The organism is Paraburkholderia sp. BR10923 (assembly GCF_040948765.1).
Taxonomy (GTDB): domain Bacteria; phylum Pseudomonadota; class Gammaproteobacteria; order Burkholderiales; family Burkholderiaceae; genus Paraburkholderia; species Paraburkholderia youngii.
Genome location: NZ_JBFPKO010000007.1, coordinates 20,087 through 39,970, shown reverse-complemented (window position 1 = coordinate 39,970; position 19,884 = coordinate 20,087). Strand labels below are relative to the sequence as shown.

The 19,884-nt window shown below is 61.4% G+C and carries 15 protein-coding genes; 10 read left to right on the top strand and 5 right to left on the bottom strand.

Translation table 11 applies throughout. The features are described from left to right. Window positions 1–62: 62 nt before the first annotated feature. Together AB3X94_RS14835 and AB3X94_RS14830 are read right to left on the bottom strand one after the other, a co-directional pair. Window positions 63–1,337: a c-type cytochrome gene (locus AB3X94_RS14835; protein ID WP_176108845.1), complete on the bottom strand. Its 1,275-nt coding sequence runs from the start codon at window positions 1,335–1,337 to the stop codon at window positions 63–65. 119 nt (window positions 1,338–1,456) lie between these two features. Then, entirely contained in the window at window positions 1,457–3,184 is a 1,728-nt protein-coding gene (locus tag AB3X94_RS14830; RefSeq protein ID WP_368611935.1) for a methanol/ethanol family PQQ-dependent dehydrogenase, read from the bottom strand. A gap of 437 nt (window positions 3,185–3,621) precedes the next feature. On the opposite strand from AB3X94_RS14830, the gene AB3X94_RS14825 reads away from it, so the two are divergent. From AB3X94_RS14825 to AB3X94_RS14805, 5 genes are all read left to right on the top strand, one after another. Further along, the gene (locus AB3X94_RS14825; RefSeq protein ID WP_176108844.1) at window positions 3,622–5,607 is read left to right on the top strand and encodes a sigma-54-dependent Fis family transcriptional regulator; all 1,986 of its coding nucleotides are present in this window, start codon (window positions 3,622–3,624) and stop codon (window positions 5,605–5,607) included. A 37-nt stretch (window positions 5,608–5,644) separates the two neighbouring features. After that, a complete protein-coding gene (gene pqqA / locus AB3X94_RS14820) occupies window positions 5,645–5,893 on the top strand; it encodes a pyrroloquinoline quinone precursor peptide PqqA (RefSeq protein ID WP_368611934.1) in 249 nt (82 codons plus the stop codon). Window positions 5,894–5,979: 86 nt separating this feature from the next. After that, the gene (pqqD, locus tag AB3X94_RS14815) at window positions 5,980–6,261 is read left to right on the top strand and encodes a pyrroloquinoline quinone biosynthesis peptide chaperone PqqD (protein ID WP_368611933.1); all 282 of its coding nucleotides are present in this window, start codon (window positions 5,980–5,982) and stop codon (window positions 6,259–6,261) included. Window positions 6,262–6,384: 123 nt separating this feature from the next. Next, window positions 6,385–7,227: a helix-turn-helix transcriptional regulator gene (locus tag AB3X94_RS14810; protein WP_368611932.1), complete on the top strand. Its 843-nt coding sequence runs from the start codon at window positions 6,385–6,387 to the stop codon at window positions 7,225–7,227. An 83-nt stretch (window positions 7,228–7,310) separates the two neighbouring features. After that, window positions 7,311–7,688, top strand: coding sequence for a cupin domain-containing protein (locus tag AB3X94_RS14805; protein ID WP_312883599.1), 378 nt, complete (start codon window positions 7,311–7,313; stop codon window positions 7,686–7,688). A gap of 9 nt (window positions 7,689–7,697) precedes the next feature. Here the strand turns inward: AB3X94_RS14805 and AB3X94_RS14800 are convergent, their stop codons facing one another. Continuing rightward, window positions 7,698–8,444: an SDR family oxidoreductase gene (locus AB3X94_RS14800; RefSeq protein ID WP_176108840.1), complete on the bottom strand. Its 747-nt coding sequence runs from the start codon at window positions 8,442–8,444 to the stop codon at window positions 7,698–7,700. Window positions 8,445–8,518: 74 nt separating this feature from the next. Beyond that, window positions 8,519–9,340, bottom strand: a complete 822-nt coding sequence (locus tag AB3X94_RS14795) for an SDR family NAD(P)-dependent oxidoreductase (protein WP_368611931.1) — start codon at window positions 9,338–9,340, stop codon at window positions 8,519–8,521. A gap of 108 nt (window positions 9,341–9,448) precedes the next feature. Between AB3X94_RS14795 and AB3X94_RS14790 the strand changes: the two genes are divergently transcribed. From AB3X94_RS14790 to AB3X94_RS14770, 5 genes are all read left to right on the top strand, one after another. Further along, the gene (locus tag AB3X94_RS14790) at window positions 9,449–10,309 is read left to right on the top strand and encodes a helix-turn-helix transcriptional regulator (protein WP_368611930.1); all 861 of its coding nucleotides are present in this window, start codon (window positions 9,449–9,451) and stop codon (window positions 10,307–10,309) included. Between the two features lie 107 nt (window positions 10,310–10,416). Next, window positions 10,417–14,691, top strand: coding sequence for a TIR domain-containing protein (locus AB3X94_RS14785; protein WP_368611929.1), 4,275 nt, complete (start codon window positions 10,417–10,419; stop codon window positions 14,689–14,691). Window positions 14,692–14,719: 28 nt separating this feature from the next. Continuing rightward, on the top strand, window positions 14,720–15,577 hold the full coding sequence (locus AB3X94_RS14780) for an MBL fold metallo-hydrolase (RefSeq protein WP_368611928.1): 858 nt from the start codon (window positions 14,720–14,722) through the stop codon (window positions 15,575–15,577). A gap of 1,170 nt (window positions 15,578–16,747) precedes the next feature. Continuing rightward, on the top strand, window positions 16,748–17,488 hold the full coding sequence (locus tag AB3X94_RS14775) for an autoinducer binding domain-containing protein (RefSeq protein ID WP_368611927.1): 741 nt from the start codon (window positions 16,748–16,750) through the stop codon (window positions 17,486–17,488). Beyond that, entirely contained in the window at window positions 17,472–18,500 is a 1,029-nt protein-coding gene (locus tag AB3X94_RS14770) for a fatty acid desaturase (protein ID WP_368611926.1), read from the top strand. Before AB3X94_RS14775 ends, AB3X94_RS14770 begins: the two co-directional genes overlap by 17 nt. Here the strand turns inward: AB3X94_RS14770 and mnmH are convergent. Next, on the bottom strand, window positions 18,429–19,487 hold the full coding sequence (mnmH, locus tag AB3X94_RS14765) for a tRNA 2-selenouridine(34) synthase MnmH (RefSeq protein ID WP_368611925.1): 1,059 nt from the start codon (window positions 19,485–19,487) through the stop codon (window positions 18,429–18,431). The genes AB3X94_RS14770 and mnmH overlap by 72 nt on opposite strands. Window positions 19,488–19,884: the final 397 nt, after the last annotated feature.

Here is a 19,884-nt window from a genome sequence, read left to right as displayed (position 1 = left end):
GCCATGCCGCATTCCATTCGATCGAAGCGGCGTGGCATTGCAATGCAGTGCGATGCAACGTGTCAGTGGCGCGGTCCGGCGTTCAGCGGCGTGGTAGAGGATTGCGCGGCCTGCGCGGTCAGCTTCACGTTGCCGGTGTCGTAGCCATTCGTATAGAGCAGGAAGGCCATCAGATCGGCGTACTCCTCGTCGCTCATCTTGCCGGGATGGTCCGCGGGCATGTTGGTCGACATGTACTGATAGATGCCGCCGATCGTCAGATGCGAGTTCGCCGCTGGCGCGAAAGCCGGTCCGATCAACGAGGGCGCCGTGTTGCCTTCGAGCTTTTCGCCGTGGCATTTCGCGCACGAATCGGCATACAGATGTTCGCCGTGGGCGACCTGATCGTGATCGAACGATGGTGCCTCGGTCGTCGCCGCAACCTTGATGAAGCCGCCGGCGGCCGGCATGCCGCTCACGCGCCATACATTCGCGCGCGGCGACGGCTGCGTCGGGCCGTCGAGATAGCGTGCGGGACTGCGCACGAGGCTCGCGCGAGTGGTCGCCGAACCGGTCGCGATCGTGGCTGGTAACGCCCAGTTGCGCGTCAGCGCCGCGAGCCGGCCATCGCTGCGCAAGCGCGCGAGCGCGCCGTCGATGCGCTTTTGCAACTGCTGCGTGCCGGGTCCCGACGCGAACACGAGATTCCAGTCGGCATAGGGCGATTCGGTGACGGCGACGTCGAAGTGCTGCTGCGGGTGCGCACGCCGATATGCCACCACGGCCGGGTACCAGACGATCGCGCGCTGCGCGCGTCCTTTCGCGACGGCGTCGACGGTCAGTTTGGAGGTGGTTTCCAGATCGAAGCGCGCGTTCTTCTGCTCGACCGCGATCAGTTGCGACGGGCTCGACCAGGTGGCAGCAATCGTGATCTTGCCGTCCGGTGCCGCGACGCTGGTGCTAGCCGCATGGTCGCCGCGCAGCGCAATGCTGACATAGCCGGAGTGAAGATAGCCCTGGGAAAAGAGTAGCTGGGAGTCGGAGCCGTCGGCCACGCTCGAACGCGGAAAGCCCGCGATCACATCGCAGTCGCGCTGCAGCGATTTCGACAGCTCGCGAGCGGAGATGCCGTCGTCGTCGCCGTTGTCGTCGATGCCGCGCGACGCGAAGGTCGCGGCGATGCCCGCGGTGCTCAACACCGCGCGTGCAACGGACTTGTCCAGCTCGGCCGAAGGGCTGCCGGGCATCGTGCATACGCGGACGCTGGATGGCGTCTGCGCCGCCGGCTGGGCGGCAACATGCGCGGCGCTGGCGACGAGCGCGCTGGCCAGAGCAATCTGAGTGAGTCGAATGTTCATGATGGTGCGTTCCTGTGATGGCGGGAACACCGCGCCCGCATGAACTGCGTGCGGGCGCGGAGAGATGCAACTGCGAGAGTCAGAGGCGCAGAACGATCCGGGTGCAATGGTTGCTGTGCCTAGCTGCGATCGAGCGCGAACACATACAGCGTGCCGCCGCGCGGGACGTCCTTCGCGACGTCGGCCATCGGGCCGCCCCAGATCGGATTCGCACCGCCGTAGCCCGCGAGCACGGCCACGTATTCCTTGCCGTCGACTTCGAACACGGAAGGTTGCGCGACGATGCCGCTCGCGAGTTGCGGGCTCTCCCACAACACCTTGCCCGTCGTCACGTCGAACGCGTACAGATGGCCGTCGAGCGAGCCGCTGAAGGCGAGCCCGCTCGCGGTCGTGGCGACGCCGCCGTTCCACGGCATTTTGGTCCAGTGACCCCACAGCTTCTTGCCGGTATTGACGTCGATGGCCTGAAGCTCGCCATAACCCTGGCTGCCCGGTTCGGGCTGAATCTCGAAGCCTTCGCCGAGGTAGGGCAGGCCCTCCATGTAGCTGACCGACTTGCCGGACAGGCTCATGCACGCATGCAGCGACGGCACCACCGCGATGTGCCGCTCCGGATCGTAGGAGGTCGACCACCAGTTCTTGCCGCCGAGAAAGCTCGGGCAGGTGTTGATCGTCGTGCCGGCCTTCGGAAACCGGCTGGCGTCCTGAACCGGTTTGCCGTCGGCGGTGTAGCCGGTCACCGATAGCGCCTTGACGAACGGCTCCGCGTAGATCAGCTTGCCGGTCTTGCGATCGATCGCGTGGAAGAAGCCGTTGCGGTCGGCATGGATGATCGCGTCATACTGCTTGCCCTTGTAGCTGATGTTGGCAAGCACCGGCGTGTTGACGCCGTCGTAGTCCCACGTGTCGTTGTTCGTGTACTGGTAGTGCCACTTCAGCTCGCCGTTTTTCGGGTTGAGCGCGAGCAGTGAATCGGAGTACAGGTTGTCGCCCGGACGCAGCGCGGCGAGCCACGGCCCCGGATTGCCGACGCCCCAGTACAGCGTCTGCGTGGCCGCGTCGTAAGTGCCGGTCAGCCACGCCGCGCCGCCGCCGTGTTCCTGCATGCCGTCGGGCCATGTGTCGCTGCCTTTCTCACCGGCACTCGGGATCGTATAGCGTTTCCAGATGATCGAGCCGTCGTCGGGATTGAGCGCGGCGATATAGCCGCGAATCCCATACTCGCCGCCCGACGTACCGACGACGATCGCGCCATCGAGCGCGAGCGGTGCAAGCGAGAACGCGTAGCCGAGACCCGGCTCGAACATCTGCTTCTTCCACACGAGGTTGCCGCTCTGCGCGTCGATCGCGGCCACCTCGCCGCTCAGCATCGCCACATAGACGTTCTTGCCATACAGCGCGACGCCGCGATTCACGACATCGCAACAGGCGGTCTTGAACGATTCCGCGCCGAGCTTCGGCTCGTATTTCCACAGCTGCGTGCCGGTTTTGACATCGAACGCATAGACGTTGTCCTTGGGTATACTGACGAACAGGTAGCCGCCGTTGACGATCGGAGTTGCTTCGAATCCCTGCTTGAGTTCCGCGGGGAAACGATAGCTCCAGGCCTGCTTGAGACCGGCGACGTTCGATGCATCGATCTGCTTCAGAGGGGAATGCGACTGGCCGCTATAGCTGCGGTAATAGGTGAGCCAGCCCGGGTCGCTTTGCGCTTGAGCGAGGCGCTCGTAGGTCACGGCGGGATAGTCCGGGGCGGCGCCCACCGGAGCCACGTTCAGTGCCATCGCGATCGCGATGCTCGCTCCAAGGACAGCCAGCCGGCCAGCGGCGGGCGAACGGTTCTTCATGGTCGTCTCCTGAGTGTTTGTCGATGCAGTGCCGGGAGAGGCGTCGCCCCTCGTTCCGTATCGTCGATCCGGATGCGATGCCGTTACTGCAAGTCGCATGCCATTTTTGTGAGCGAGTCCGAAAGGGCGGCGCGCCTGAAACGTGCCGCGGCATATATCGCTTGCGTGGCGTTCCATCTGTTGCGTCCCGGTACAACGCCGGGCGATGGAGTGTTGAGAAACAGCACAATTGCGGCGCTCGCGCACATCGCTCGGGGCGAGGGCGACGTCAGCAGCGCGGGTCGAGCGCCACTCGGGGTGACTCCGCATATCGCAACGCGCATCGATTTGCGGTAATACAGCCTCTTCGCTTCGCCACCGTCGATGAATGGCCCGGAGCTTGCTTAAGAGAACGCAGAAAAGTCTGGCAAGGTACCAGGCTCTGCTGGAGGGAGACAATGCGCGATGACGTTCATCCGGCCGTGGCTCAGACGGCCGTCCGGTCCAATGACTTTCCCGCGCCGGCGATTCAGAAAGCGCACGAACGGTCCGAAACGTTTGGTCTGTGCGCGTCGGCGCGACCGGATTACGAGGTTCTTTCGAACGCCGGACTGGTGCTCAAACGCGAGCAGAACCGGGTGCTGTGCGCGCACGCGATGCCGGTGATGGAGACGCTGCGCGAGCAGATCGCCAACACGCAAAGCATGATCGTGCTGACCAATGCCGAAGGGCTGATCCTGCATTCGATCGGCGACGACGATTTTCTCGCGCGCGCGGAGAAAGTCGCGCTGCGGCCCGGCGCGAACTGGGCCGAGGACCGCCAGGGCACCAATGCGATCGGTACGGCGCTGGCCGAGCGCTGCGCGATGGTCGTGCACGGCGACCAGCATTACCTCGCGGCGAACCGCTTCCTGACCTGCTCGAGCGTGCCGATTCTCGATCCGTATGGTGACGCGATCGGCGTGCTCGACGTGACGGGCGACTACCGCAGCTATCATCAGCACACGATGGCGCTCGCCAAAATGTCGGTGCAGATGATCGAGAATCATCTGTTCACGACCACCTTTCACGAAACGCTGCAAGTGTCCTTCCATAGTCGTCCGGAGTTTCTCGGCACGCTGATGGAAGGCATCGTCGCGTTCACGAGCGACGGACGTTTTCTGTCGGCCAACCGCAGTGCGCAGTTTCAGCTCGGCATGCCGCTCGCCGGGCTGCGCGCGCATACGCTGTCGTCGCTGTTCCAGACCACCAGCGCGCAACTGATCGATCGTGCGCGCGCGAGCCTCGACCCGCACCTGATGCTCAATCTGAGCAGCGGCGCGGTGGTTTGCGCGCGCGTGCAGTTCAGGCGGGCGTCGCTGGCCGAAGGCAGCCGCCCGGTCGCCGTGCACGAGGGCGCGCGGGCGGCGGCGCGCGAGGAGCCGCCGCAGACCGTTGCCAGGCTTTCACGTCTGAGCTATCTCGACACGGGCGACCCGCAGATCGCCGCGGTCATTGCGAAGGTCAAAAGAGTGATCGGCAAGGACATTCCGATCCTGATCAATGGCGAGACCGGCACGGGCAAGGAACTGCTCGCGCAGGCGATCCACAATGATTCGCCGCGCCATGCCGGGCCGTTCGTCGCGGTCAACTGTGCTTCGATTCCCGAGACGCTGATCGAATCCGAGCTGTTCGGCTACGAGGAGGGCGCATTCACCGGAGCGCGGCGCAAAGGTGCAATCGGCAAGCTGCTGCAGGCGAACGGCGGCACGCTGTTTCTCGACGAGATCGGCGACATGCCGTATTCGCTGCAAGTGCGGCTGCTGCGCGTGCTGCAGGAACGCGTCGTCAACCCGCTCGGCTCGACGCGCAGCATTGCGGTGGACGTCGCGATCATCTGCGCGACGCACCGTGACCTGCGCGTGATGATCGCGCAAAACCGCTTCCGCGAGGATCTCTACTACCGGCTCAATGGCCTCGTGGTGCGTCTGCCGCGTCTGCGCGAGCGGACCGATCTCGCGGTCGTGATCCAGAAGATGTTGCTGCGCGAATCGCTCGCGAGCGCAAGCGGGCAGCCGCTTCACGTCGCGCCCGACGTGATGGCGATGTTCGAGCGCTGTCCGTGGCCGGGCAACTTCAGGCAGCTCGGCAATCTGCTGCGCACCGCGGCGGCCATGGTCGACGCGGACGGCGAGATCCGGCGCGAGCATTTGCCCGATGACTTCTTCGATGACCTGCGCTGTGGCGTTGCGTCGAGCGGCGCGGCGGATACGCGAGGCGCGGGCAATGCGTGCGTGCCGGAGTGCGCTCGTCTGCAGGACGTGACCGTGTCGGTGATCGCCGCGGCGCTCGCGCGGCATGGCGGCAACGTGTCGGCGGCCGCGCGCGAACTCGGCGTGTCGCGCAACATGATCTACCGGAAGATGCCCGCGGTCGAGCCGGGACGTACCGTGGACGATTTTTGAGCCCATCACCGCTTTCATCGGCACTTCGGTTTCGCCAATGTGTTGTCGCACCGCTGTTGCATCGCGCAGCAGCGGTGCTCCAAAAATCAACACCGCCCATCTCCCGAATGCCCGCGCCTCGCATTACGACATCGGCATATCCTTTGCTTTGAAGGGAGCGGCCGCGCATCGAGTGCGGTTTTTCATCCAATCGCAAACAAGGAGACATGCCATGCAATGGATTACCCCCTCGTATGCCGAAGTGCGTTTCGGCTTTGAAATCACGTTGTATATCGCCAATCGCTGATCGGGCTGCGGCGTGCCGCCCGCGCTGCACGTAGGGCGCCGCGGGCGGCGCACGCAACGAACGGCCATGAATACACTGGGATCGCGATGAACACGCGTGACTCGGATAGCGGCGTGCCGCTGCGCCCCCGCCTGCGAAGCGTCTTCCGCCTGCAGTGGGAAGCGGCGCAGGACGCCTACGTGCTGCTCTATGCCGAAGGGACGGTGAAGCTCAACGCTAGCGCCGGCGCGATCCTCGCGCGTTGCGACGGAGAACACGAGCTCGACGACATCATCGGCGAACTCGAACGGCTTTTCCGCACGTCCGAACTTGCGCCCGACGTCTACCGTTTTCTCGATCACGCGCGACTGCGCGGCTGGCTGGATTGACCAGCCCCAGGACTTTGTGCTCGTTGCCCGCTGATCCGATGCCGTTGACATCGTGGCAGGAGCTGACTCGCAGGGCCGACAAGTGTGTAATATCGACTGCAACGTCTCTTTGGGAGCAATCCCATGCTACGGGTACTTGAGCCGGGCGACTACTTCGGCGCTACCACCCTGCAATACAGGGGTGATGGCATCTCGGTCGTGGAGACCCAATTCGCAACGGATCTCATCATTCCGCAGCACGAACATGTGAATCCGTTTTTCTGTTTTGTGCTGGACGGCCGCGGTACACGAACCTGGCCGTCACGCGGTGGCGAAGATGGGCCGATGTCACTGACGCTTTTCCCCGCAGCCGTACCGCACGCAAATTGCTGGTACGGGGCCGGCGGCAAGGCGCTCCATGTCGAATTTTCGTCTTCGTGGCTAGAGCGGCTGGGCCGTCGGACCAAAGTCCTCGATCGCCCGGATGACTTCGCCAGCGGAGCTCCGTTGTCGTTCATGCGCCGTCTCGTCCGCGAGTGCCGTGAGCAGGATTCGGCTACATCGCTAGCAGTCGAAGGGCTGGTACTCGAGCTTCTTGCGGCGTGCGAGCGGGCCGTCCCGCGCGCGGCAACGGTTGGCGGTTCACGTCGATGGCTCGCTCGCGTGGAAGCATTGCTGCACGATCGTTTTCGTGAGACGTTGACGTTGGACGAAATCGCTTCGGACAGCCATGTTTGCGCCGACCACCTCGCGCGGGAATTCCGCAAGCACTATGGCTGTACTGTCGGAGATTACGTGCGCCAGCTTCGGCTCGATTTTGCATGCGCTCAATTGACCGGTGGACGCCATTCGCTCAAAGCGATTGCTCAGGCCGCCGGTTTCGCCGACCAAAGCCACTTTACACGCGTGTTTCGGCGCAGGATGGGGCTGACACCGGGCGCGTACCGCGCGCAGTTGCTCGAAGATCGCTCCCGTACCAAAGATTGACGGTCCGGTACAAGACCAACAGAACTGCCTAGGCCTACAGTGGCTCGCATATTCGACACGAACTGACGTTCATGGAGACTGATGTGAGCACCGATTCCTTTCCGTACTCGACCCACCTTAACGTCCTCTACTCCTTCGGCGAAGTCATCGACGTGCCCGCCCTCGTGGCGGCAAACGGCCATCCCTGGTACAACCAGACGCTGTGTCAGGTGGACCAGTCGGTAGTTCGGCTGGGTGTCGTGCAGGGCGAATATCATTGGCACAAACATGACGCGCAGGACGAATTCTTTTATGTGGTTAGCGGACGCTTCCTGATCGACCTCGAGGACCAGGTCGTCGATCTGGGCCCGGGACAAGCGTTTGTCGTGCATAAAGGCCTGCTGCATCGCCCTCGAGCGCCTGTGAAAACGGTGATCCTGATGGTCGAGGCGGCGGGAATCGTTCCCACCGGTGACACCTGATGCAGATCGTCAGCGAGGCTCGGTCAGCGGGACGGTCTGGCCAGCCGAATCCAGACCAATTCCACCGTCGCATATGATGGTTTGCCCAGACATGAAGGAGTTCGAAATCAGAAATTCAATCGCCATGGCGATGTCGTCAGGCTGGCCAATTCGTCCTACCGGCGTTCTCGCCGCATAACCGGCAAAAGCGGACTCCTTATCTTGCTCAGAGAGAAAGTCCCACCACGGCGTATCAATGACGCCAGGGGAAACTGCGTTAATCCGCAACGGGCGTAGCTCTGCCGCCAGGATCGGCACGATCGCCGCAATCGCCGCGTTCGCTGCGCCGAGGCCCGCTGTTCCGGGCATGGCCGAGTGTGCCGATACGGCAGAGAGAAAAGTGATGCTTCCGGTTTTCGCAATCGACGCAAGGGCCGCCTGGGCACACGCGAAATGAGGAAACACTTTCTCATCGAATCCCCTACGCACCGCATCGAGACTGACGGCTGAAAACGGGCCTCCCCCCTTGCCACTGCCGAGCGCGAGAACCAGGTGATCGATTGCGCCAATCTCGGCAAACGTGCCGGCGATGGTCGATGCATCGGATGCATCGAATCTCACCGTATTTGCAGCGCCGCGCAACGCGGCCTTCGCTTTGGCCAGTTTCGCCGAATCTCGCCCGGCAATCGTAACCGCGTATCTCCGCTCCAGTAGCCGGCTCGCTGTAGCGAAGCCAATCCCGGAAGAACCGCCGACAATGAAGACATGATCTGACATGGTTGAAGTTTCCGCTCTTTGAAAAATGCCGGGTTTCCGGAACCCGGGCCGGACCGACATCGAAGTTCGATGTGTCAATGTGCCAGCGACGGGTCCGTCAACTGAAAGCTGAGCTGACGCAGTCGCTTGCGAAGCGCAGGGTTGTAGGCGTCGGGATGAGCTCTGGCGAGCCCTGTGCCGTCGAAATAGAGGCCGGTACGGCCTTCCATTGCGGTGCTGGCCGCAAGATGAAGAACTGCGTCAGCACCTTCCTCGACCGTGCTCAGAGGCGTGATTCCCCCATTCCTCACCATGGTTGTGTCCATGTATGTGGCCGGATGCAGACAGTTCGCCGTCACGCCGGTCTGCGCCAGTTCGTCGGCCAGATCGAACGTGAACATGATTTGCGCGAGCTTGCTCTGGCAATAGGCCGCGGTACCGCTATAGCCGTGGCTCAACATCAGGTCGTCGAAATCGATCGGGCGTTGTCCCACGGAAGCAACATTGACAATCCGCGATCTCGAGCCCGTCAGCAAAAGAGGCAGCAGAAGCCTCGTCAGGGCGAAGCCCGCGAGGTAGTTCACCGCGAACCGCAATTCGATTCCATCCGCCGTGACTTGCCTGGTCGAGCCACGCGGACCGGTTCCGATGCCGGCGTTGTTGATAAGCAGGTCGAGTCGATCGTGCGCGCGCCCGATCGCGCTTGCCAGCGATTGAACTTCCGCGAACGTAGACAGATCAGCCGGATAAAAAGTCGCTTTGCCTCCCGCACCCGCTATCTCGCGAACGACGGATTCGCCCCGTTCCATGTTTCGCCCGTGAACGAGCACGTGCGCGCCCTGGGCTGCCAGCCGATTCGCGACGCAGCGTCCGAGTCCGTCGGTGGAGCCGGTAACCAGCACAAGCTTGTTCGTCATGTTCATGATTGAATAGACTGGAAGTTGGTTTCGTCTTCATCCTGTGCGCTTTGCCGCGCGACAAACAGTGCTGGATCGATACTGGTATAGGGAGCTACCACGATGACGATGAACGTCAGAACCCTCGCCGCCGAACGACGCCGTGGTGAGCTAGGCGCATTCCTGAGGTCGCGGCGCGAGCACCTGAGTCCGGCCGCGGTCGGATTGCCGGACGGTTTTCGACGACGCACGCCGGGGCTGCGCCGCGAGGAAGTCGCGATGCTCGCGGACGTCGGTATCACGTGGTACACCTGGCTCGAACAGGGGCGCGACGTCCGCGCGTCCGAAGAGGTGCTGATCGCAATCGCGGATGCGTTGCGACTGGACGCCGTTGAGCGGCGGCATCTGTTCGTATTGAGCGATCGTCCGTCGCCGGAACTCCAGTCGACGAATCCGGAAAAGCTCGAGGAGCCGGTGCAACGGATGCTTGCCAGCCTGTCAGGCCAGCCCGCTTACGTCACTGGCCGTCGCTGGGATATCCTGGGCTGGAATCGGGCCGCCACTTTGGTATTCGGTGACTACGGGCAGCTTTCGGTGGATGAGCGCAATCTGATGTTCATGGTTTTCGCGAATGCGCGGCACCGCCGTTTGCTCGTTGACTGGGAGGAAGTGGCGCGTGCGTCCCTTGCGATGTTCCGTAACGACAGTGCGCGCTATGTGGGCGATCCTGATTTTGAACGGCTGATATCGGCGCTGCGACACAGGAGCGACGAATTCAATGCGTGGTGGCGCAGGCACGAGGTGCTCAATCCGTTATCGAATATCAAGCGCATCAGGCATCCGCGAAAAGGCCTGATGGTCTTCGAATACACCAGTTTCGCGCTGCTGGACGACTCCGATCGCAAGCTCACCGTCTACACGCCGCTTGACGAATGCAGGACCGCGGACAAGCTGGACGCTCTCATCGTGTCCGCCAGGCGCGAGCTATAAAGCATTGAGGCAATCAATTCAGCGCGCGGGATGCCAGACTCAAACACATGAGGTGGATGGTGTCCTTTGCGAGTGCAGTCAACTGCGGGACTGAAGTTCGCAGCGCGGTGCCCACGATCTTCATCAGCCACGCCAGCGCGAATAACGCTCTCGCGCTCGCGATCGGACACTGGCTTGCCGATAACGGCTGGGATGATTACTTCCTGGACCTCGAGCCGGTCGAGGGGGTGGCTGCTGGGGAACGCTGGCAGGAAGCGCTCAAGTCTGCGGCCGACCGCTGCGAGGCCGTGCTGTTTCTGATTTCGCCCGCATGGTGCGACTCTCGCTCGTGCCTGGCTCAGTTAACCTTTGCCAGATTCCTGGGCAAGACAATCTTCGGTGTGCTCGTCGAGGCGACGCCGATCGACGCCTTGCCGAAAGAATTGACGGCGCAATGGCAGGTCTGTGACCTCACCGCCGGGACCCAACGCCAGAGCTTCCGGGTCTCGCATGACCCGCTCGTTTCGGCAACTGAAGTCTCTTTCGCCAAAGCGGGGCTTGCCCGGCTCGAGCTTGGGCTGCGACGAGCCGGCTCCGCTCCGTCGGGCTTTCCGTGGCCGCCGGCTAACGATGCCGAGCGCCCCCCTTATCCGGGACTGAGAGCGCTGGAGGCCGAGGATGCGGCCGTGTTCTTTGGCCGGGACACGGCGGTATTGCGCGGGCTCGATACGCTACGCAGTGTCCGCGAGCAGGGGATCGAGCGGATGTTGGTCATCCTCGGCGCATCCGGAGCGGGCAAGTCGTCCTTTGTGCGGGCCGGCCTGTGGCCGCGCCTGAAGCGCGATGACCGAAACTTTTTGCCGCTTCCAGTGATCCGTCCGGAGCGGGCTGTTGTTACTGGCGCCACCGGACTCGTCGTCAGTATCGAGCTGGCCTTTCTGGAACTCGCGGTACTCAGGACGCGCGCCGAGATCCGCCAGGCAGTTCAGACTCCTGATGGATTCGAGCAATTGCTTGGCCAGCTTCGAACGCTGCACTGCTCGCGGCTCGCGTCAGATGCCGTTGTGCCGACCGTTCTGGTCTGCGTCGACCAGGGCGAGGAATTATTCAGCGCGGAAGGCGAAGAGGAGTCTTCGCACTTCCTGTCCCTGCTTGCGAGGACGCTCGCCACGGCGGAACACGCGGGAATGCAGACGATCGGCAAACGGCAGCGTGCGCTTGCGGTCGTGGCGATCCGCACAGACGCTTACGAGCAATTGCAGAGCGCGCCAACGCTGCGCGGCGTACCACCGCGTGTCTTCAGTCTCCCTCCATTGGAGCGCGCGGAATTCAAGGCGGTGATCGAGGGTCCTGCCGCGCGGGCTACCGCCGCCGGGCGTAAGCTGACGATCGAGCCAGCGCTGACCGAGCGGCTTCTTCGGGATACTGAAGGGGCAGACGCATTGCCCTTGCTGGCCTTTACGCTCGAGCGGCTATTTACCGACTATGGCGCCACCGGAAACTTCAGCGTAGCCGACTATCAGGCGATCGGGGGTATGCGCGGTTCCATCGAGGCCGCGGTCGAATCGGCATTTGCCGATCCCGGACGGGAGCCCGCCGTTCCAGCAAATAAGGCCGAGCGCGAGCGCCTGCTGCGCGAGGGCTTGATCCCATGGCTCGCACACGTCGAACCGCTGACGCAACAGCGCAAGCGCCGTGTGGCACGCTGGGATGAGCTTCCCGAATCCGCCCGTGCCGTCCTGAAGCGTCTCATCCGGTATCGACTGTTATTGCAAGACCGGCGCAAGGCCGAAGCTGGCAATGAGGAAGCCACCATCGTTGAAATCGCGCACGAGGCGTTGTTACGGCAGTGGCCTGTCCTTGCCGCCTGGCTCGACGCGGACGCGGATGCGCTCAAGACAGTCGCAACCGTGCAGCGAGCGGCGCAGGAGTGGCAAAAGCACGGGCAGGGGACGGCCTGGCTGGCCCACGCCGGCGAGCGGCTGACGAGCGCGGAAGCGATCCTGCAGCGTTCGGACTTCGAACGAATGCTGGGCACGGATGACCTCTCCTATTTGCGGGCTTGCCGCGGGCGCGAGGAGCGCGAGTCGCAGTTGCAGCGAATCGCTCACACACGGACAGCGTCCACGCAGCGACTCATCCAGGTACTGATGGGCGTAATCGCGTTCATTCTGCTTGCGACAGGGGGGTGGATCATTCATCAGACCCGGACGGTCGCACGCCAGACTTCCGTTGTGTTGGCGTCGGCCGCGACGCTGGCGAACGACGCGGGAATCTACGATCGCGCAATGCGCTTCGCGATACTGGCGGTGCGCAAGAGTTGGCTCTCGCCGGGATCGGTTGACGCAGAGCTGGAGCTCATGCGCGGCGCGCAGGCATCAATGCAAATTGCGTTGCTCGGCGGGCATCAGGATGCGGTCGATTCCGCCGTATTCAGCCCCGACGGTAAGCGGGTGGTGACCGCGTCCTGGGATGGGACCGCGCGGGTGTGGGACGCGGCTACCGGCAAACAGATCGTGCAGCTCAGCGGACATCAGGGGCTGATTTATTCCGCCGCCTTCGGCCCGGACGGCCGGCGCGTGGTGAGCGCCTCGGCGGACAGAACCGCGCGAGTGTGGGACGCGGCTACGGGCAAACAGATCGTGCAGCTCAGCGGGCATCGGGATCTGGTTTATTCCGCCGCCTTCGGCCCGGACGGCCGGCGCGTGGTGACCGCCTCGGCGGACAGGACCGCGCGGGTGTGGGACGCTGCTGCGGGCAAACAGATCGTGCAGCTCAACGGGCATCAGGGGCCGGTTTTCTCCGCGGCCTTCAGCCCGGACGGCCGGCGCGTGGTGACCGCGTCCGCGGACAGGACTGCGCGGGTGTGGGATGCGGCGACCGGCCAGGTGATCGCGCAGCTCAGCGGGCATCGGGAACTGGTGAGCTCCGCGGCCTTCAGCGCGGATGGCCGGCGCGTGGTGACCGCGTCCGATGACAAAACCGCGCGGGTTTGGGATGCGGCGACCGGCCACGTGATCGCGCAGCTCGCCGGGCATCAGGGACCGGTTTTCTCCGCGGCCATCAGCCCGGACGGCCGGCGCGTGGTGACCGCGTCCGATGACAAAACCGCGCGGGTGTGGGATGCGGCGACCGGCCACGTGATCACGCAGCTCATCGGACATCAGGGACCGGTCAGCTCCGCCGCCTTCAGCCCGGACGGCCTGCGTGTGGTGACCGCCTCCGATGACAAGACTGCGCGGGTGTGGGATGCGGCGACCGGACAGACGATCGTGCAGCTCATCGGACATCAGGGGCCGGTGAACGTCGCCGTCTTCAGCCTGGACGGTCAGCGGGTGTTGACTGCATCCCGTGACAGGACAGCGCGCGCGTGGGACGCGGGGAAGGGGATCTTGCTGCTCAGCGGACATCAGGAGCCAGTCGTTTTCGCCGCCTTCAGCCCGGACGGTCAGCGGGTGGTGACGGCGTCCCGTGACAGGACTGCGCGGGTGTGGGACGTCGCCACGGGCAAGCAGATTGCGCTGCTCAGCGGGCATCAGGGGTGGGTTGACTCCGCTGCGTTCAGCCCTGACGGCCGGCGGATAGTGACCGCGTCCGCGGATCAGACCGCGTGGCTGTGGGATGCGGCCGCGGGCAAACAGATCGCCCAGCTTAGCGGGCATCACGGGGCAGTTTTTTCCGCCGCCTTCAGCCCGGACGGCCAGCGGGTGGCGACGGCGTCCGCGGATGGGACCGCGCGAGTGTGGGACGCGGCCACGGGCAAACAGATCTTGCTGCTCAGCGGGCATCAGGAGCCGGTTGATTCCGTCGCCTATAGTCCGGACGGCCAGCGGGTGGTGACTGCGTCCTGGGATGGGACCGCGCGGGTGTGGGACGCGGCCACCGGCAAACAGATCGTGGTGCTCAGCGGCCATCGCGGCACCGTTTTTTCCGCCGCCTTCAGCCCGGACGGACGGCGCGTGGTGACCGCGTCCGCGGATGGGACCGCGCGGGTGTGGGACGCGGCGACGGGCAAACAGATCGGCCAGTTCAGCGGGCATCAGGGGGCAGTGGGTTCCGCCGCCTTCAGCCCGGACGGCCAGCGGGTAGTGACCGCGTCCGCGGATCAGAACGCGCGAGTATGGGACGCGGCGACTGGCCTGGTGATCGCGCAACTCACCGGGCACCTGGGAGCCGTGAGCTCCGCTGCCTTCAGCCCGGACGGCCAGCGGGTGGTGACCGCGTCCGCGGATCAGACCGCGCGGGTGTGGCCTATCCGATGGCTTATGCAGAATCGAGGGCGGAGCCTGGCGATGGCGGTGTGCAAGGAAAGGCTTGTGGGAGCAAACTTGCTCACAACCGGTGATGGAGCCGCCCTTTCTCTCGTACGCGGGCGCCGGGACGAAAACGTATGTGGATCCTGATTTGCCGACCGGACGACAGGAGCATCGAATGAAGCCGACACGCAACGCCGATTCCGTCCCAGGCGAGTGGTACATCGACACAGCGTGCATCAATTGCGGTGCATCGCGTCACGTCGCGCCGGGGCTGATTGTCGAACGAAACGACAAGAGTGTCTTCTTGCGGCAGCCCGTTACGCCCGAAGAGCACGTCGACGCATGGCGTGCGGTGCTCGTGTGTCCTACGGCGTCGGTACGGAGTGAAACGAAGCAGCCTCGTCCGGGTGCCGCGATCTTTCCACAGCCGATCACGTCGGCTGTATGGCGCTGCGGATTTAACGCGCGGTCGTCGTTTGGCGCGCACTCTTACTTTGCGAGGCGTCCGGACGGCAATCTGATGATCGACTCACCGCGCTACGCGGCGGAACTCGTGAAATGGTTTGATGAGAACGGTGGCATCGCGCACATCCTTCTATCGCATCGTGACGACGTCGCGGACGCAGATAAATACGCTCGTCATTTCGGCGCGCGCGTCTGGATTCACCGGGAAGACATGTCGGCCGCGCCTTATGCAACGGACCTGCTCGACGATGGATCGGCAACGGACATTGCGGTCGGCGTAAGCGCGATCCCTGTCCCCGGGCACACGCGCGGCAGCGTCGTGTACCTGCTCGACGACAGCGTGTTGTTCTCGGGTGATTCGCTCGCGTGGAGCCCGCGCGCGGGAGACCTCGTCGCGTTCAGGGACGCGTGCTGGTATTCATGGTCTGAGCTCACCGAATCGCTTGGCAAGCTAGCCGCGTATCGCTTCGACTGGTTGCTTCCTGGTCACGGCTGGCCCACGCACTTGCCGGCCGATGAAATGCGCGCCCGCTTGCTCGCGTTGGTTGTTCGCATGCGGAGGGATTGATGTTGACGGGCTTTCGTGGCGAGATCGGCGCATGTGCCGCAATGCAGGTGGGGCTGAGAGCGTGGCCTGGCGCTCCGGAAGCCCAGCTGTGAATAACAAAAAACCCCGTAAGACTTTGATCTTACGGGGTTTCTCGAACTACTTCGGCTTACGCCGGAACAACTTGTGGTGCCAGGAGAGGACTCGAATTAAACACATAACCAATTGAAAAATAACAAGAAACATGATTCCGATAGCGACTGTATACGTACTCGTATACGCAAAAAACTTGGACGTCAGCGGCGCGTTGCGGCTCTCGTGGGACGAATATTTGCTCGGGACGACGCTACCCTAGATTCTCCGAAGAGCGAAGTGAGCTAACGACGAGCCTTTTGGCAGCTCGCTCTTGGGGCATTGCGCCTCGTACAAACTCCGAGTCTGCCCCCAATTGATGACAATCAGGTTTTGCTAAGTCGGCCGCACCCGCTGAAGCAACCCTTAAGCCAGACCACGCCATCGTTCAAGAAATTCGCATTATGAGGAGTCGATACACTATTGGCTCCCCCTATTTGGCAGATGAAACCGAGCAAACTAAGCTGGAGTATTGCTTCATGCGGCTTTTCTTTCGTATAGCTTTCGGTCATGGCAAGCGCTACATGCGAACTGAGTTTTCTCTGTCCCAAATGCAGTGTTCCGATGGAAGACTGCTGGGAAATCCTCGCCGCAGGTGAGGTTCACCGCCTCACTTGTCAGTGCTGCGGCGCCGTGTTCAACGGTTTGATCGTGGAGTGTGATGCGTGCGGGTCCGAGGACTTTATCTCCAGTACGTCAGAAATCGATGCTGAAGGGATTGCCTGCTCCTCCTGTGGTCATCGCAATCTCCGTGACGGAGTCGATGATGAAGAGCCTTATTTTTGAGCGCGGGCTCCTTATCGGCGGAGAGCGGGTTGTGCTCAGTCTTTTTAGGGCTCCCCCGGGGTTCATTCTGGAGCGACGACTGATTGAAAGAGATCAATCGACATTCGTCCAGGTGCTTCCCATAACGGTTCCGTACGATGTCCAACGATTCGCCGTTGCAGATGACTATTCGAAAGAACTCGCCCCGTTGTATTACGAGGTTCGGCGTCAACTTCTAGAAAGTCGCACGCTCGGATAGCTGGAGAGATCGGGAAGGGGATAGAGGCGGAAGAGATGGCCACCCAACTGACGCCCCCAGACCTAAGCGTCCTTTTTGAAAGGCTCATCAGCGCCAGCGGCGATTGCGAATTGGCCGATTGCGTGAAAGCCATAGTCAGTGCACTGGGCGGAGAGTCGTACGTCTTCGTTGCCATTTACCCCGGAGTGTCGACGGCGGCCCGTCCTACGCATCGTTTTTTGATCGGCTGCAGCCCCGAATGGTGCCAGATGTACAACACCAATAAGTGGTATATGACCGATCCATTTTTGGAGTATGCGCGAAGCAACACCGCACCAATCACCGGTTCGGAGATTACGCTTGAGACGCAAGGCCAGTGTGAAATGCTTGCAGCCGCGAGTGAACATGGCTTCAGAAGTGGAATCGTCGTTCCCGTCCATACGAGCGTCTCAGACCGTCTGGGCGTTCTGTACATCGGTTCCGACGATAGCCAGGAGATCGGGGAAAAAAAGCTCGGTGCACATCGGTTGTACTTCAGGGCGCTCGCCTCGGAGCTACTGGATTGGTTCAATCGAGTCTCAAAGCGCGAGCTAGTTGAGGCGCATGGAATTACTGAAATGGATCTTCGTGTAATGGGCTACGTGAAGATGGGATTTACTGCCGAGGATATTGCTCGCGAATTAGATGTTTCTATTCAGACGGTCTATGGAAACTATAAAAAGATAAAGGACAAGATTGGGGTTTCTCATATTTCGGAAGCGGTTAAGTTCGCTCAGGTAAATGACCTTCTGGCGTAACTCGATTAGCGCATTTTGGCTATCACTAACTTTGCCGATAGCCGCGGCTGGTCTGTTCCTTGTCGGACAGCCGTGGGCGTTCGCGATGATCGTCCTTTTTCTTGTTCCTATGCTGGACGCGGCGGTAGGCCGTGGAGCTCCGGGAGCGGGGAAAGTCTTTGAGAAAACAACTGAGGATCAAGTGCCGTGTTGGTTCGCGGTCGCGTGGATGGTCGCGATAGGAATCGGCGCATGGCGCGCAAGCACGTCGTCTTGGATAGAGTTGATCGGACTTGCGACAGCTTGCGGATTACTCAGCGCGACCGCGATGGCGCACCTTCATGAACTTGCCCATCGATCGAATAGATTCTGGAGGGAGACAAGTGACATCGCATTCGCCGTCGCCGGCTATCCGCATTATCGATTCGCACATCAACTACATCATCAACACGTGGGGAATCCGAAGTTCGGTTCGGCGGCACCGTTGGGAACGTCGGCGTGGCGCCATGCCGGTAGATCCTACACGGCTGCCTTTACCTCTTCACTCTCTCCGCAGTCATATCGTGATGGGAAAGTACCGTTGAGTTTGTTTAGAAACCTAGTCTTCTCCTTGTCTCTACTGACCATAGCAGCGGTTCTGCAAGGTCGAGTTGCAATGTTCTATATCGGCTATTGCATTGTTAGCATCTTTGTTGTCGAAACAGTGGGATATATGCAGCATTACGGTATCGTCGTGGATTCCTCCCATCCCACGATAACAGCTTGGGACGTCGACTTCTGGCTGTCGAACTGTCTGCTTGTCAATAACGGATTTCACAACGCTCACCATCGCGAAAGTGAGGCGAAATATTTGAATCTCAATTCGCAAGGCGTCGCTATGCCCGCAGGCTACTTTCAGATGCTTTGGTTAGCGCTGTTTCCGCCGGCTTGGTACTACCTAATGGATCGACGTGCAAAGATTTTACTCACGCGTCAACGACGTCGGCGTCTCGCTCTCAGAAATCAAACGCTTTGCGACTGTAGCAAGGTATGATGAATCCAATGTCTCAAGTTCGACCTCTATAGGGCACCCAGTACGCGAGTAGTTTTTTTTCGTAGAGCGCGAGTATGCAGGATCATAGTAATCGAGCATGATGCTCTCGAACAAGGCGACGATTTCATGACGCTCAGCCAGCGACATCCATTTTTGTAGGGTTACGCCGCTTATGAGGGATTTTAGATAGATTAGGCGCGTGACTAGACCCTCAGGGTCTTTTTCGAAGTGGGGATACTCGCGACGCCACATTTCGATTCGCTCGGGCATCGGCGTTTTGACCGAAAACAAACGTCCCTCATGCATTCGATCGAACAACGCAGTAGGCAATTGGACTTGCCCGATACGTTTGCTCTCACCTTCAATCCAGACGCGTCTCGAAGAATCCAGCCGATAAAGCTCGGCAAGCAACATGCTGTCGAATAGCTTCTGAGTGGGTTGCTGTCGTCCGGGAATTGCCCCAATGATCGATCCTCGGTGCGAGGCGAGATCTTCGAGATCAATGATCTGTGCACCGGACTCTCTCAAAGCAATCAGCAAACGCGTCTTCCCGCATCCTGTGGGACCGGAAAGCACATTGAACTGCAAGTTGGCAGGGATCTCTTCAAGAGTTTCACGAACCCAGCTCCGATATCCTTTCCAACCCTTTGGAAGCCGTTCGACCTTGTAGCCAATTGTTTCTAACGTGTCTGCCCAGAGCTTGCTTCGTTTTCCACCCCGGAAGCAATAAACGAGAATTGACATTTTTCGACTTGGCCGAAAATACGGAAGCTCGAGGTGCCGCGCAATGTTTTTTAAAGAATAGGCGACGCCGATCTGATAGGCGCGCATAGGATCAGTTCGATGCGTAGTACCGACTTCGGCGTACTCATCATCGAATACAACGGGCAGGTTTATCGCACCTGGCAAATGGTCTTCGGCGAACTCACGCGGGCTCCTCGCATCAATCACCAGGTCAAACTTCTTCAAAGCATCCACGTCGTACATGTTTTACCTCAACTAGCACAGCGACGGTTAAAAGTCAATGTAGTCTGGTGTGGTGCCGATCCCGCAGCCAGCGAACTAGACTTTTTCTTGCAGCGCTGCGTCCGACAACGGCCGGCTCGTACGATCGTTTTACCACTGACCGGCCGTCAGAGTGTCATGTCTGACTTGAGGATACGCTGCCCCAAGGGGGCGCTGTAATAGTCGAATGAGGGAATTGCGGGAGTTGCAGGTCAACGCTAAGGGACCGTGCTGCAATTTGGATCGGCTGGACGATCGATGTCGCCGTCCGGTCTGATTTGTGGCACGTAACGGGGAAGTGATGCGGCAGAACGCTGCAGGCGATGAGGACGATCATGGATCACTCAGAGAACCCATGTCAGCCAGCAGGAGCACGTGA

Excerpts from the sequence above, each read along its gene's own strand:
- AB3X94_RS14835 (WP_176108845.1), bottom strand. The coding sequence starts at position 1,337 with ATGAACATTCGACTCACTCAGATTGCTCTGGCCAGCGCGCTCGTCGCC.
- AB3X94_RS14830 (WP_368611935.1), bottom strand. The coding sequence starts at position 3,184 with ATGAAGAACCGTTCGCCCGCCGCTGGCCGGCTGGCTGTCCTTGGAGCG.
- AB3X94_RS14825 (WP_176108844.1), top strand. The coding sequence starts at position 3,622 with ATGCGCGATGACGTTCATCCGGCCGTGGCTCAGACGGCCGTCCGGTCC.
- pqqA (WP_368611934.1), top strand. The coding sequence starts at position 5,645 with ATGTGTTGTCGCACCGCTGTTGCATCGCGCAGCAGCGGTGCTCCAAAA.
- pqqD (WP_368611933.1), top strand. The coding sequence starts at position 5,980 with ATGAACACGCGTGACTCGGATAGCGGCGTGCCGCTGCGCCCCCGCCTG.
- AB3X94_RS14810 (WP_368611932.1), top strand. The coding sequence starts at position 6,385 with ATGCTACGGGTACTTGAGCCGGGCGACTACTTCGGCGCTACCACCCTG.
- AB3X94_RS14800 (WP_176108840.1), bottom strand. The coding sequence starts at position 8,444 with ATGTCAGATCATGTCTTCATTGTCGGCGGTTCTTCCGGGATTGGCTTC.
- AB3X94_RS14795 (WP_368611931.1), bottom strand. The coding sequence starts at position 9,340 with ATGACGAACAAGCTTGTGCTGGTTACCGGCTCCACCGACGGACTCGGA.
- AB3X94_RS14790 (WP_368611930.1), top strand. The coding sequence starts at position 9,449 with ATGAACGTCAGAACCCTCGCCGCCGAACGACGCCGTGGTGAGCTAGGC.
- AB3X94_RS14780 (WP_368611928.1), top strand. The coding sequence starts at position 14,720 with ATGAAGCCGACACGCAACGCCGATTCCGTCCCAGGCGAGTGGTACATC.
- AB3X94_RS14775 (WP_368611927.1), top strand. The coding sequence starts at position 16,748 with ATGGCCACCCAACTGACGCCCCCAGACCTAAGCGTCCTTTTTGAAAGG.
- AB3X94_RS14770 (WP_368611926.1), top strand. The coding sequence starts at position 17,472 with ATGACCTTCTGGCGTAACTCGATTAGCGCATTTTGGCTATCACTAACT.
- mnmH (WP_368611925.1), bottom strand. The coding sequence starts at position 19,487 with ATGTACGACGTGGATGCTTTGAAGAAGTTTGACCTGGTGATTGATGCG.